The sequence below is a fragment of the Bacillus solimangrovi genome (assembly GCF_001742425.1).
GTDB lineage: Bacteria > Bacillota > Bacilli > Bacillales > Bacillaceae_N > Bacillus_AV > Bacillus_AV solimangrovi.
In genome coordinates this window covers 31625-44912 of the sequence record NZ_MJEH01000011.1, presented here as the reverse complement: position 1 = coordinate 44912, position 13288 = coordinate 31625, and the positions used below count along the sequence as shown (strand labels likewise).

14 protein-coding genes are annotated in these 13288 nt (G+C 37.1%); all 14 read left to right on the top strand.

What is annotated here, in order from left to right; all coding sequences use genetic code 11:
• The first annotated feature begins 181 nt into the window (after window positions 1-181).
• The 14 genes from mtrB to trpB all read left to right on the top strand — a co-directional run bounded on the left by mtrB (window position 182) and on the right by trpB (window position 13287).
• Window positions 182-409: a trp RNA-binding attenuation protein MtrB gene (mtrB, locus tag BFG57_RS04895; RefSeq protein ID WP_069716361.1), complete on the top strand. Its 228-nt coding sequence runs from the start codon at window positions 182-184 to the stop codon at window positions 407-409.
• A 174-nt stretch (window positions 410-583) separates the two neighbouring features.
• Window positions 584-1405 carry a heptaprenyl diphosphate synthase component 1 gene (locus BFG57_RS04890; protein WP_069716360.1) on the top strand — a complete coding sequence of 274 codons (822 nt, stop codon included), beginning with the start codon at window positions 584-586 and terminating at the stop codon, window positions 1403-1405.
• 4 nt (window positions 1406-1409) lie between these two features.
• On the top strand, window positions 1410-2114 hold the full coding sequence (gene menG, locus BFG57_RS04885; protein ID WP_069716359.1) for a demethylmenaquinone methyltransferase: 705 nt from the start codon (window positions 1410-1412) through the stop codon (window positions 2112-2114).
• An 84-nt stretch (window positions 2115-2198) separates the two neighbouring features.
• Window positions 2199-3149, top strand: a complete 951-nt coding sequence (gene hepT / locus BFG57_RS04880; protein WP_069716358.1) for a heptaprenyl diphosphate synthase component II — start codon at window positions 2199-2201, stop codon at window positions 3147-3149.
• A gap of 87 nt (window positions 3150-3236) precedes the next feature.
• Window positions 3237-3683 carry a nucleoside-diphosphate kinase gene (ndk, locus tag BFG57_RS04875; RefSeq protein ID WP_069716357.1) on the top strand — a complete coding sequence of 149 codons (447 nt, stop codon included), beginning with the start codon at window positions 3237-3239 and terminating at the stop codon, window positions 3681-3683.
• Window positions 3684-4035: 352 nt separating this feature from the next.
• Window positions 4036-4809, top strand: coding sequence for a CheR family methyltransferase (locus tag BFG57_RS04870; protein WP_069716356.1), 774 nt, complete (start codon window positions 4036-4038; stop codon window positions 4807-4809).
• A gap of 277 nt (window positions 4810-5086) precedes the next feature.
• The gene (gene aroC / locus BFG57_RS04865; RefSeq protein WP_069716355.1) at window positions 5087-6259 is read left to right on the top strand and encodes a chorismate synthase; all 1173 of its coding nucleotides are present in this window, start codon (window positions 5087-5089) and stop codon (window positions 6257-6259) included.
• Window positions 6260-6261: 2 nt separating this feature from the next.
• Window positions 6262-7350, top strand: a complete 1089-nt coding sequence (aroB, locus tag BFG57_RS04860; protein ID WP_069716354.1) for a 3-dehydroquinate synthase — start codon at window positions 6262-6264, stop codon at window positions 7348-7350.
• Window positions 7343-7720, top strand: a complete 378-nt coding sequence (gene aroH / locus BFG57_RS04855; protein ID WP_069716353.1) for a chorismate mutase — start codon at window positions 7343-7345, stop codon at window positions 7718-7720. Before aroB ends, aroH begins: the two co-directional genes overlap by 8 nt.
• 453 nt (window positions 7721-8173) lie before the next feature.
• Entirely contained in the window at window positions 8174-9694 is a 1521-nt protein-coding gene (gene trpE, locus BFG57_RS04850; RefSeq protein ID WP_069716352.1) for an anthranilate synthase component I, read from the top strand.
• Window positions 9687-10700 carry an anthranilate phosphoribosyltransferase gene (gene trpD / locus BFG57_RS04845; protein WP_069716351.1) on the top strand — a complete coding sequence of 338 codons (1014 nt, stop codon included), beginning with the start codon at window positions 9687-9689 and terminating at the stop codon, window positions 10698-10700. The genes trpE and trpD overlap by 8 nt, the downstream gene beginning before the upstream one ends.
• Complete coding sequence (gene trpC, locus BFG57_RS04840) at window positions 10693-11466, top strand: indole-3-glycerol phosphate synthase TrpC (protein ID WP_069716350.1); 774 nt, start codon at window positions 10693-10695, stop codon at window positions 11464-11466. The genes trpD and trpC overlap by 8 nt, the downstream gene beginning before the upstream one ends.
• Window positions 11463-12113, top strand: coding sequence for a phosphoribosylanthranilate isomerase (locus BFG57_RS04835; RefSeq protein ID WP_069716349.1), 651 nt, complete (start codon window positions 11463-11465; stop codon window positions 12111-12113). Before trpC ends, BFG57_RS04835 begins: the two co-directional genes overlap by 4 nt.
• A complete protein-coding gene (gene trpB, locus BFG57_RS04830) occupies window positions 12091-13287 on the top strand; it encodes a tryptophan synthase subunit beta (protein ID WP_069716348.1) in 1197 nt (398 codons plus the stop codon). The genes BFG57_RS04835 and trpB overlap by 23 nt, the downstream gene beginning before the upstream one ends.
• The last annotated feature ends 1 nt before the right edge of the window (window position 13288 follow it).

The following is a 13288-nucleotide window of genomic DNA, read 5'->3' as shown; positions in this document are numbered from 1 at the left end:
ATTTGTGCTTCATTGGTTCGATGTTTAGTTTTTGAAGTCGTAGTTTTAGTATCAGTTGTAACATGATATAGAGAACCTATCTAATAAAGTCGTCACTGTCCGTTGTGATCAATTATATATTGAGTAGATCAAATGGTAATAGATAAATGAGTAAAAGTTAATTGTGCGGGAGGGACGGAAGATGACACAACCTTCAAAAGATAGTAACGATTTTTTTGTGATTAAAGCTAAGGAAGACGGAGTGAATGTAATTGGTCTTACACGCGGAGCAGACACGCGTTTTTTTCATTCTGAAAAGTTGGATAAAGGCGAGATTATGATTGCTCAATTTACAGAGCATACTTCAGCTGTCAAGATTCGTGGTAAGGCATTGATTCAAACAGCTCACGGAGAAATGGAAACAGATTAATACAGTTATAGTTGGAACTTGGCATTGGCCAAGTTTTCTTCTATGTTTTTTGATAAGTAATTTTTGGTGCGTTTTTTATATTTAGACTTACAGAACGTTCCATTAATGGATCATGCTATAATATGTGGGGGAAAAGACGGAACCATAGACTGGTGTTGGACAAGGGTGATATGCATGAACAACAGCTACAATGATATCGAACAAATCAAAACTACGATAGAAACGCAATTGAAGCATCCATACTTAATGAAGTTTATTGAACAGCCGGTTATTGATAATGATAAACTCATGCTTCTACATGAAGTGTTAGATGATACAAAGTCTTCTGTTGCAATGAAAAGAGATTATATGGTCTCAACAATGTTAGTTCAAGTTGCACTAGACACACATGAGCAGGTGTTGACATCATCGCTACATAATAATGATGAAGCGATGAAGAGCCGTCAATTAACAGTTTTGGCTGGAGTTTATTATAGTACATTGTACTATCATCTTTTAGCTAAAATAGGTGACGTACCAATGATTCGCAATTTAGCAAAAGGGATTCGTGAAATTAACGAACACAAAATTTCTGTGTACCAAAAAGATTCAGGTGGTATTGAGAATCTAATCAATAGCATTCGTGAAATTGAATCATCATTGATTCAAAAGACTGCTGATTTTCTTAAAGTACCTCATATTAAAAAACTCGCAGCAGAAATGTGTTTATACAAACGTTTAAAGTCTGAACGTGAGTTATTTATAAAACAACGTTTCTCCATATTGTTTGATGCTATAAAAAAAGAAGTAGTTAATGGTGAAAGTTCCATTGCTCGAAATATCGATGAGCAACGAAAGCATCTGCTAAATATTTGCGATTATTATATAGAGCAGACTCAATTGCAAATTGAAAAACAACTCGAACAGTTCGGCTTTAGTGAAGTATTAAGAACGCGAATTAATGAAATGTTATTTCATTATCAATATGTGAAGGAAAAAGTTGTTGAAGAAGGGTGAGGTTATGGGGCGCTCCAAAGAAGAACGCGTGCATAATGTGTTTGAAAGTATTTCAGGAAAATACGATATGATGAACTCAGTCATTAGTTTTCAAAGACACAAATCATGGCGCAAAGATACAATGAAACGGATGAATGTACAACAGGGTAATCATGCACTCGATCTTTGCTGTGGAACAGCTGATTGGACGATATCACTTGCAGAGGCTGTAGGTGCGAATGGACAAGTAACTGGATTAGATTTCAGTAAGAACATGCTTAAGGTTGGCGAAGAGAAAGTTGCAGAACAAGGGTTAACTCAAGTGAAATTGTTTCATGGTAATGCAATGGACTTACCTTTTGAGGATAACTCATTTGATTTTGTAACAATAGGGTTTGGTTTGCGTAATGTACCTGACTATATGCAAGTTCTAAAAGAAATGCACCGTGTTCTTAAACCAGGAGGCAAGGCAGTTTGTTTAGAAACTAGTCAACCGACAGCACTTGGGTTCAAACAGGGTTATTATTTCTATTTTCGATTTATCATGCCGATGCTTGGCAAAGTATTAGCAAAGAGTTATGATGAATATGCTTGGTTACATGAATCAGCAAAAGACTTTCCAGATCAAAAGAAATTAAAGGAAATGTTTCTTAAGGCGGGTTTTGACAGCGTTGATGTGAAAAGTTATACGGGTGGAGTAGCCGCTATGCATATGGGTTATAAAAAATAGTAATGGTTATTTTAAATAATGTTTGAATTTTTTACAGATAGTATTAGATAATATCAATAATGTACGTTAGTAAAGGTGAATTTCATGAAGTTAAAATTGATGTATAACTTCCTACAATCAGATTTAGATATTATTGAACAAGAATTAGAAGATACAATTGCTTCTGAACATCCTCTTCTTCAGCAGGCATCGATGCATCTTCTTAAAGCAGGCGGAAAGCGAATTCGGCCTGTATTTGTCTTGCTAGCAGGAAAGTTCGGTAATTATGACATTGATGTGATGAAGCGAGTTGCTGTCTGTTTGGAGCTTATTCACATGGCATCCCTCGTTCATGATGATGTTATTGATGATGCTGAACTTCGTCGTGGTAAAAAAACGATCAAAGCAAAGTGGGATAATCGTGTTGCAATGTACACTGGTGATTACATATTCGCTCGCTCACTTGAATTGTTAACAATGATAGAAAAACCAGACGCACATCAGATTTTATCTAAGTCTTTAGTTGAAGTTTGTGTTGGTGAAATTGATCAAATTCAAGATAAGTTCAACTGGGATCAAAATCTTAGAACGTATTTACGTCGAATTAAACGGAAGACAGCTTTGCTTATTGCAGTGAGTTGTCAGATTGGAGCAGTTGCATCAGACGCAACTGAAGATATACATAAACAACTTTATAAGTTCGGTTATTATATAGGAATGTCCTATCAGATTATTGATGATATTCTTGATTTTATCGGAACAGAGGAAGAAATCGGTAAACCAGCTGGAAGCGACCTTATGCAAGGTAATATTACGTTACCGGTATTATATGCAATGCGTGACGAGCAATTGAAGCAAAAGATAAAAACGATTTCAGAAGAGAACCGTAAAGAAATTTTATCCTTAGTTATTGAATCAGGTGGTATTGAATATTCAAAAGAAATAAGTGATCGTTATCTTGAAAAAGCACTTGATGTATTAAATGAACTCCCAGATGGTCGTGCTCGTAAGGCATTAAAGGGTATTGCGAAATATATAGGCAAGCGGAAATTTTAAAGACATTGCGATTTTTTCGAAAATTTGATAATATTTGTATGGGTTTTCAAAACCTACATACATAAATTATGAAGTGGAGAGATGGCAATGGAAAAGACGTTTCTAATGGTTAAGCCTGACGGAGTTCAACGTAATCTTATTGGGGAAATTGTTTCTCGATTTGAAAGAAAGGGCTTTCAACTTGCTGGTGCAAAATTAATGACGATTTCTCAAGCTCTAGCTGAAGAGCATTATGGTGAACATAAAGAACGACCTTTCTTCGGAGAGTTAACTGACTTTATTACATCTGGTCCAGTTTTTGCTATGGTATGGCAAGGAGAAGGTGTTATTGCTACAGCACGTCAAATGATGGGTGCTACAAACCCAGCAGACGCTGCTCCAGGTACAATTCGTGGTGATTTCGGTCTAACGGTAGGCAAAAACGTTATTCACGGCTCAGATTCCCCAGGAAGTGCAGAACGTGAAATTGGTTTATTCTTCGAAGAGAATGAACTTAACACATATAATAAACAAATGGATACATGGGTCTACTAATTTCTTGCTCAACCAGTCTTCACCTAGACTGGTTGATTTTTTTATAAATTAATAAATGATTGCATTCAAAGATGTCTAGCCTCCAATTTGATTGAATTAAAGTCATGTCAAATATTAAAGTGTAAATTTCAAACCAAATCTCCCTATGATAATAAGCAATTAGTAATCCATTTTCTCTTTATTTAAGACCGTATGATTGATAATAGAGGATCTTAATGTATAAAGTCCTATGATATTAGAACGAAAATGATTATCACTTTCGTTATTTTGTAAATTTTTTCCTAGCTTATCTGAGTGAAATATGATAAAAAAAGGAACATAAGATATTTGCCGATTAGAGGAGAAACGTATAATGGGAAATGATTATGAAACGTTTGTCAAGAATATCCATAAAAAAACTGGAGTGGACTTGTCATTATATAAAGAAGCACAAATGAAGCGACGGCTTACATCTCTTTATGAAAAGAAGGGTTACAATAATTTTGATTCATATTTTCGCGCAATAGCGAGTGAACGAGATGTACTTGAAGAATTTCTCGACCGTATGACGATTAATGTATCCGAATTCTATCGTAATTATAAGCGATGGGATATACTTGAAAAGAAGATTTTACCGAAGTTACTTGGAAACAACCGTACGTTAAAAATATGGAGTGCTGCTTGTTCGACAGGTGAAGAGCCTTATACAATTGCTATGATCCTGTCAAATTATTTACCGCTTTCACAGGTGAAAATAACTGCTACAGACTTAGATAAAACAGTAATTGAAAGAGCGAAGAGGGCTGTTTATCCTGAACGTTCATTACAAGAAATCCCAGAAAGTATGAAGCGTAAATATTTTAAACAAGAAGGATCACTTTTTTCATTGAGTGATGAAATAAAAAGAACAGTGACATTTAAACAGCATAATTTACTAGCTGATTCATTTGAAAGTAATTATGACTTAATTGTTTGTAGAAATGTATTAATTTATTTTACAGAAGAAGCAAAAGATCTATTATATCACAAATTTAGTAAAGCCCTTCGACCAAATGGAATCTTTTTCGTTGGAAGTACAGAACAAATTTTCAACCCACCAAAATATGGATTTGAAACGGAAGATACGTTTTTTTATCGAAAAGTTTAATGAAATTAGGGTTCATAATAATAATTGGACCCTTTTTCTGTACATATTAATAAAGAACAAGTTACATCAACTAGTATTTCAAAGTTCAAAAAATAAATATAGAGCTACGGATGAATATTATAACGACTTTATTTTATATTAGTTGGAAAATGAATGAATTTGTTGACATATGCTAAAAGTAGATTTAACTTTTTTAGAAGAACTTTAAGCAGACTAGCGACAGAGATTGAACATTATGATATATTTGTACATAAAAGCTTTAAAGAGGTGAAGGAAAGTGAGATATTTAACAGCAGGGGAATCACATGGACCACAATTAACAACAATTTTAGAAGGAATTCCAGCACAACTTTCTCTTAGTGCGGAAGATATTAATACAGATTTGTTACGACGTCAGAAAGGGCATGGTCGTGGACGACGTATGCAAATTGAAACTGATACAGTTGAAATTTTAAGTGGTGTTCGACATGGTAAGACGTTAGGGTCACCGATTACACTCGTAGTCGAGAATAACGATTGGAAACATTGGACGAAAGTAATGGGCATCGAACCACTTACTGATACAGATGAATCAGATATAAAACGTCAAATCACTCGCCCACGTCCAGGACACGCTGATTTAGTTGGTGGCTTTAAATATGGTCACCGCGATCTTAGAAATGTTTTAGAACGTTCTAGTGCACGTGAGACGACTGTACGTGTTGCAGCTGGTGCTGTTGCAAGGAAGTTCTTAAGTGAACTCGGCATTAAGGTAGCTGGGCACGTGTTAGAAATCGGTGGCATTCGTGCTGAAAATGTAGCATATGAAAATATAGAAGACATTAAAGACCGTACTGAAGCATCATCTGTTCGTTGTTTAGATAAGGATGCAGAAGAGAAGATGAAAAAAGCAATCGACGATGCCAAAGAGAATGGCGATTCGATTGGTGGAATCGTAGAAGTTATCGTAGAAGGTGTTCCTGCAGGGTTAGGAAGTTATGTTCAATATGATCGTAAGCTTGATGCAAAAATTGCAGCTGCAATTGTAAGTATTAATGCATTTAAAGGTGTCGAATTTGGGATAGGATTTGATGCAGCTCGTCGTTTCGGAAGTGAAGTACATGATGAAATTTTATGGAGCGAAGAAGAAGGGTATACACGTCGTACAAACAATCTTGGTGGGTTTGAAGGTGGTATGACGACAGGAATGCCAATCGTAGTTCGTGGTGTAATGAAACCAATCCCAACATTGTATAAACCGTTGAAGAGTGTAGATATTGATACGAAAGAGACTTTTGAAGCAAGTATCGAACGTTCTGACAGTTGTGCAGTACCAGCAGCTAGTGTCGTTGCAGAAGCTGTAGTTGCGTGGGAAATTGCTAATGCGATTATTGAACAATTTGGTCATGATCGTATGGACGTTATTAAAGAACGTATTGAGCAGGCAAGTGAAGATGCAAGGAAGTTTTAATAATGGAAAAATTACAGATTGAAACAACTTCTAAATCGTATGAAGTGCTGATTGGGAGTGGACTGCATACGAATGTGGCGCATTATGTTCAAAAACTTGGAAAGTTTTCTTCGGTTTTTGTCATCTCAGATGAAGCTGTTGCACCGTTATATTTAGAGAACGTAAAACAAAGCGTCTCACCGATTGGTACAGTTCACACTTGTGTCGTACCGAAAGGAGAAACTGCAAAATCATTTGACACGTATTATTATTGTCAGACTAAGATGCTTGAAGTAGGTTGTGATCGTAATACACTTGTGCTTGCACTTGGTGGTGGTGCTGTCGGTGATTTAGCAGGATTTGTAGCGGCTACATATATGAGGGGTGTGCCGTTTGTTCAAATGCCAACGACATTATTAGCCCATGACAGTAGTGTCGGCGGGAAAACAGCAATAAACCACCCGTTAGGGAAAAATATGATTGGAGCATTCTATCAGCCAGAAGCTGTGCTGTACGATATTGATTTATTGAACAGCTTACCAGAATCAGAATGGCGATCTGGTTTTGCAGAAGTGATTAAACACGCTCTTATTTGGGATGAACCTTTTTATAAATGGTTGAAAGAGAATATATCTTCATTACAAGACCTGCGTAAAGAAAAGTTAACGTATGCGTTGAAAAAAGGGATATCTGTAAAAGCAGCTGTTGTGAAAGAAGATGAACGTGAATTAGGAATAAGAGCGTATTTGAATTTCGGGCATACGCTCGCACATGCAATTGAAGCACTAGCAGGGTATGGTAAAGTAACACATGGAGATGCAGTTGCTATCGGGATGTTGTTTGCGATTCGTGTAAGTGAAGCTTATTATGAAAAGGATCTTGGCTATGAATCATTTGCGAAGTGGTTTGCACAATATGGGTATCCAACTTATCCAACAAATTATGATAGTGAAACATTAATGAGTTATATGAAAAAGGACAAAAAAGCTCAGTTTGGAAACCTTCGAATGGTACTGATGAAGGAAATTGGTGCTGTCGAAACTGTCCAGCTTTCTGATGAATTTGTATTAGAAAGACTCAATGAAGTTTTTGGAGGTGGCAAAATTGATTAGGGGAGTTCGTGGAGCAACGACGGTTGAGTTAAATGATGCTGATGAAATGATACAATCAACAGCAGAATTATTATCAGAAATGATCAAACGAAATAATATAAATGCAGAGCAAGTTGCTCATGTGTTTATTTCAGTAACAAATGACTTGGATGCGACCTTTCCTGCAAAAGCACTTCGTACATTTTCAGATTGGACATATGTACCTGTCATGTGTATGCAAGAGATTCCTGTAACAAATGCGCTTTCCAAATGTATACGTGTTATGATGAGTGTGAATACAGATCTGTCACAAAAAGAAGTAGAACATGTTTATCTAAGAGAGGCTGTTAAGTTACGTCCTGATTTATCATTGACAAACAAGGAACAATGATTATAAGATATGACATAAGATGAAGCAAAGCACATCGAAATTTGAAGTGAAGTTCTTAGTTGACTTGGTTTCTTAGATTCCTGTTGATGATCAGCTAAGTAAATTACGTAATACAATTATTGAGCTGGATTGGACAATAGTAATGAGCGATTCAATCAGCATAATTGTACAGAATTAGTAGAAATCATTAATAAAATGATTTGTTTTTGAGAGAGTAGAGTGTAGGGCAGTTGAGAATGAGAGTTTAGCTGAGGTGAGAGTAGTTTATAATTGTATAATCCTGCCCTGAACATACACGCAGTTCTCCTGTGTCTGTTTAGGGTTTCGTTTTTTTATTCTCTTAGGAGATGAATGATAAATCAGGATTTACATCATTATTCCTTTTGAAGATGGAATTATTTAGTAGCCTCTAAGCTTCTCGTGCCCAAACAATAATTTGGAGAGGTGAGAACATTGACTTCAACACAATATTCCACATTTTTAGAAACTTCTAATCATTATTTAACCATTCCGGTCGTAGACCATTTCTTTTCAGATACACTAACCCCGATTGAAATTTTTCAATCTTTACAAGATGAAGCGTGTTATTTACTCGAAAGTAAGGACGAGCTATCTACGTGGTCACGTTATTCATTTATAGGATTGAACCCATTTCTCATTTTGTTCGAAGAAGACGGACGTTTTATCGCAACTATGAAGGATGAACAAATCGCAAATACAACTACTTTGCAAGATGCGTATACAACAGTTATTAAAAAGCTCAAAGTAAAGGTTCCAGAGCTTGAGTTACCTTTTTCAGGAGGAGCAGTAGGGTATATTGGTTATGATGCGATTTCATTGTTTGAAAAGGTATCACCACATCCAAAGGATACAGCACAAAATAAGCGAGTATATCTTCAATTTTGTGAAACAATTCTTGCTTTTGATCATGTTAAGAAAGAATTGTCGTTAGTACACTATATTCGACTAGCTGGAGATGAAGGCGAAGCTGAGAAAGAGAACTACTTCCATGAAGCAAAACAGAAAATAGCAAGCCTGATTGAAAAAATCGAACAGTCGCCTCGTCTACCTTCTGTGCAACATGCTATGCCAGCGATAGAGGAAGATGCTTTTAATGGCGTTCGTTCAAATTATGAGAAAGAGCAATTCTTAAAAGATGTAGAACGAATCAAAGAGTATATATTAGCTGGAGATGTTTTTCAAACAGTTCTTTCACAACGATTTAGTAAAGAAGTTACGGTCTCTGGATTTGAACTATACCGTATGTTACGGATGGTAAACCCATCACCATACTTGTTTTATTTAAAGGCAGACAATAAAGAATATATTGGGAGTTCTCCTGAGAGACTAATTCAAATACAAGATAAACACCTTGAAATTCACCCGATTGCAGGTACGCGCCGACGCGGAGCAAACTCAGATGAAGATCGAGCACTAGGTGAAAACTTACTCCAAGATGAAAAGGAACGTGCCGAGCATTACATGTTGGTTGACCTAGCACGTAACGATATTGGTAGAGTAGCGAATTATGGTAGTGTCGAAACACCTGTCTTAATGGAGTTAACATACTTTTCACACGTTATGCACTTAATTTCCAAAGTAACAGGAACACTTAACGAAGAAGTATCTCCGTTAGATGCATTAATTTCTGCATTTCCTGCAGGTACAGTGTCTGGGGCTCCTAAGATTAGAGCAATGGAAATCTTGAATGAGTTAGAACCAACAGTTCGTCAAGCATATGCAGGTGCTATATGTTATATCGGCTTTGATGGTAACATTGATTCATGTATAACAATTCGAACGATGACGAAGGAAGGAAGTACAGTACATGTACAAGCAGGAGCTGGAATAGTTGCTGATTCAGTACCTGAAAATGAATTCGAAGAAACTCAAAATAAAGCGCGAGCGTTATTAGCGACGATACAACAAGCAGAGAGAATGTTTTCAACTAAGGGAGGTCGTGTTCGTGGTTAAAGACATATTGCGAAAGTGCTCTGAAGGTTACACGTTATCAGCAGTGGAAGCTGAAGAGGTTATGCAAGAAGTAATGCAAGGTAAAGTAGGGGATATTGAACTAGCGTCACTGTTATCCATTATGCGTATACGTGGCGAAACAGCCAATGAACTGACAGGGTTTGTAACTGCAATGCGAGATAATATGAATAAACTTTCTTATGATTCACCAGTGTTTGATACTTGTGGAACAGGTGGCGATGGTGCTTCAACATTCAATATTTCGACTGCAACGGCGATTGTATTGGCATCATTAGAAGTTAAGGTTGCAAAACATGGTAACCGTTCTGTTTCATCTAAGAGCGGCAGTGCGGACGTATTAGAGAAGATTGGGATCCCACTTCAACAAACAGAAGAAGAAGGGATACACTCACTTGAACATCATCATATGACGTTTTTATTCGCACCAACATATCACTCAGCAATGAAGCATGCGGCGAATGTTAGAAGAACACTTGGGTTTCGGACTATCTTTAATATTTTAGGACCGCTTGCAAATCCTGCTGGAAGTAAGAGACAAATTATAGGGGTATTTAATATACATTACGCACGATTAATGGCTGAAACGCTCTTAAGATTAGGTTCAGAGCATGTCTTATTAGTAAGCAGTCATGACGGTTTAGATGAATTCTCAATTGCTAGTGAGACAGATGTGGTTGAGTTGAAAAATGGTTCGATTCAGGAATATACACTTTCTCCTGAAGATGTAGGACTAGACAAACTGTCACTTGAAGATACGAAAGTTACGTCAGTTGATGAGAGTGTAGAAGTGTTTGAAGCAGTATTAAAAGGTGAAAGCAATGAAGCATCACAACAAATTCTTTATTATAATGCAGGTGCTGCTCTGTATGCAGCGGGTCGTGCGAAAACAATTGCTGAAGGAGTTCAGTTAGCAAAACAAGCCGTTCAAACAGGTTTGACTGCACAAAAATTAGCTGATTTAAAAGGAGTTGAAACACATGCTTGATCGAATTCATGAAACGAAAAAAGAAGAAGTGGCTCGGATAAAAATGCCTGATATGATTGAAATTCCACGTTACTCCTTTTATGAAGCATTAAAAAAACCTAATCGATCACTTGCGTTGATTGCAGAGGTGAAAAAAGCTTCACCATCAAAAGGAATTATTCGTGAAAACTTTCATCCAGAAATGATTGCAACTGCTTATCGAGAAGCGAACGCAGACGCAATCTCGGTGTTAACTGATGAAATGTACTTTAAAGGCAAACGTGAATATTTACCGATCGTTAAGAAAAAAGCTGAACGACCAGTACTGCGTAAAGATTTTATCATTGATGAAATACAAATAGAAGAGAGCATTCGTCTCGGAGCAGATGCTATTTTACTCATTACTGAAATGATTGGTGCTGAAAAACTAGAAGAGTTCTATCATCTTGCATCTGAGAAAGGGTTGGATTGTGTCGTAGAGGTCCATGATTCTCAAGCGCTAGAAAGTGTGTTAAAGCGATTTACACCTAAAATAGTAGGGATTAATAATCGTAATCTAAAGACATTTGAAACGTCTCTATCACATACTGAATCAATCGCAAAACTTGTACCGAATGAATCAATCTTCATTAGTGAAAGTGGGATTCATAGTAGTGAGGATCTGTTACGCGTAAAAAAAGCTGGGGCACAAGGTATTCTCATCGGTGAAGGTTTCATGCGTCATGATGATGTGGCTGGAGCAGTTCAATCTATGTTTGCTGGTTTTGAACGGGAGCATATAAGATGAATATAAAAGTATGTGGGCATCAATCATTACAAGATGTAGAAACGACTTTAAAAACAGATATAGGCTATCTTGGATTCATCTTTGCGCCTAGCAAACGAAGAGTGCAAGCTGAGCAAGTTCGTGAATGGATTGATTCAGTAGATATAAAAGAAAAGAAACTTGTTGGTGTTTTTGTGAACGCTAGTTTCGAAGAAATTGCGGACATTCTTAAAGTTGTTCCGTTAGATGTCATTCAATGTCACGGAACAGAAAGCCCAGCATATATTCTTACTCTTAAGCAGATGACAAATTGTGAGATTTGGAAAGCAATTCATCATGAGCCATCAGCAGTTGAGCGTATGAAAACTTATGAGAATACAGTTGAAGGGTACGTAATTGATGCAAAGGTTTCTGGTCAATGGGGTGGAACAGGTCAAACGTTTGCTTGGGAGTATATCCCACAATATATTGAAGAAGCTAAACGACAAGGTGCAGAGTGCTACATTGCAGGTGGTGTGAACGTAGATACAATTGATCAATTACTCACATACTCACCATCAGCAATTGATATAGCAAGCGGTAGTGAAACAAATGGAGTGAAAGACTTAGCTAAAATTAAAACAATAGAGGATAAGGTGATAAGTTATGTTACAGCAAGTTCCAGATGAGCGAGGTAGATTTGGAGATTTTGGTGGGAAATTTGTACCTGAGACATTAATGGCACCTCTTGAAGAACTTGAAGCAGCACTTGATGAAGCGATGAATGATCCTGAGTTTGTTAAACTATATCATTCGGTATTACGTGAATATGGTGGTCGTGAGACAGCATTAACGTATGCAGAAAATGCAACGAATGCACTTGGTGGTGCGAAAATATATTTGAAACGTGAAGATCTCAATCATACGGGTGCACATAAGCTTAATAATGCGATTGGACAGGCACTTTTGGCTAAACGAATGGGTAAAAAGAAGTTGATTGCCGAAACAGGAGCTGGACAACATGGTGTTGCAACAGCAACAGTAGCGGCACATTTTAATATGACATGTAAAGTATTTATGGGCGAAGAAGATATGGAGCGTCAAGCGTTGAATGTATTTCGCATGCGTTTGTTAGGAGCAGAAGTTATCCCTGCAACGAGTGGAAACAAGACGTTGAAGGATGCAACAAATGAAGCGATTCGTTATTGGGTTCAGCATTGTGAAGATCATTTTTATCTAATTGGTTCTGTTGTTGGCCCACATCCTTATCCTAAAATGGTCCGCAATTTCCAACGCGTCATTGGCGATGAAGCGAAAGCTCAATTTGTGGAGAAGACAGGCAAGCTACCTGATATTGTAACGGCGTGTGTAGGTGGTGGAAGTAATGCGATTGGAATGTTCTATCCGTTTTTACAAGATGATGTGAAACTTATTGGGGTAGAGGCAGGAGGAAAAGGTGTTGAAACTCCATTGCATGCAGCAACATTAGAGAAAGGTACACGAGGAGTTATTCACGGTTCATTGACATATTTGATTCAAGATGAGCATGGACAAATTATAGAACCATACTCAATTTCTGCAGGACTAGATTATCCAGGTATTGGACCTGAGCATGCATATTTGAAAGAAACTGAACGAGTTATTTATGAAAGTGTGACAGATGCGGAAGCGATTGATGCATTCAAATTCCTTTCACGTAAAGAAGGTATTATTCCTGCTATAGAGTCATCACATGCTTTAGCTAAGGCATTCTCATTAGCGAAACAACTTGATTCAGATAAAACAATTCTTGTCTGCTTATCAGGACGTGGTGATAAAGACGTACAGGCCTTAATGAAACATATTGAAGGAGGGAATGAATAAA

Coding starts and splice junctions, on each gene's coding strand:
- mtrB (WP_069716361.1), top strand. CDS start 182: ATGACACAACCTTCAAAAGATAGTAACGATTTTTTTGTGATTAAAGCT.
- ndk (WP_069716357.1), top strand. CDS start 3,237: ATGGAAAAGACGTTTCTAATGGTTAAGCCTGACGGAGTTCAACGTAAT.
- BFG57_RS04835 (WP_069716349.1), top strand. CDS start 11,463: ATGAATATAAAAGTATGTGGGCATCAATCATTACAAGATGTAGAAACG.
- menG (WP_069716359.1), top strand. CDS start 1,410: ATGGGGCGCTCCAAAGAAGAACGCGTGCATAATGTGTTTGAAAGTATT.
- trpC (WP_069716350.1), top strand. CDS start 10,693: ATGCTTGATCGAATTCATGAAACGAAAAAAGAAGAAGTGGCTCGGATA.
- BFG57_RS04890 (WP_069716360.1), top strand. CDS start 584: ATGAACAACAGCTACAATGATATCGAACAAATCAAAACTACGATAGAA.
- aroB (WP_069716354.1), top strand. CDS start 6,262: ATGGAAAAATTACAGATTGAAACAACTTCTAAATCGTATGAAGTGCTG.
- trpB (WP_069716348.1), top strand. CDS start 12,091: ATGTTACAGCAAGTTCCAGATGAGCGAGGTAGATTTGGAGATTTTGGT.
- hepT (WP_069716358.1), top strand. CDS start 2,199: ATGAAGTTAAAATTGATGTATAACTTCCTACAATCAGATTTAGATATT.
- BFG57_RS04870 (WP_069716356.1), top strand. CDS start 4,036: ATGGGAAATGATTATGAAACGTTTGTCAAGAATATCCATAAAAAAACT.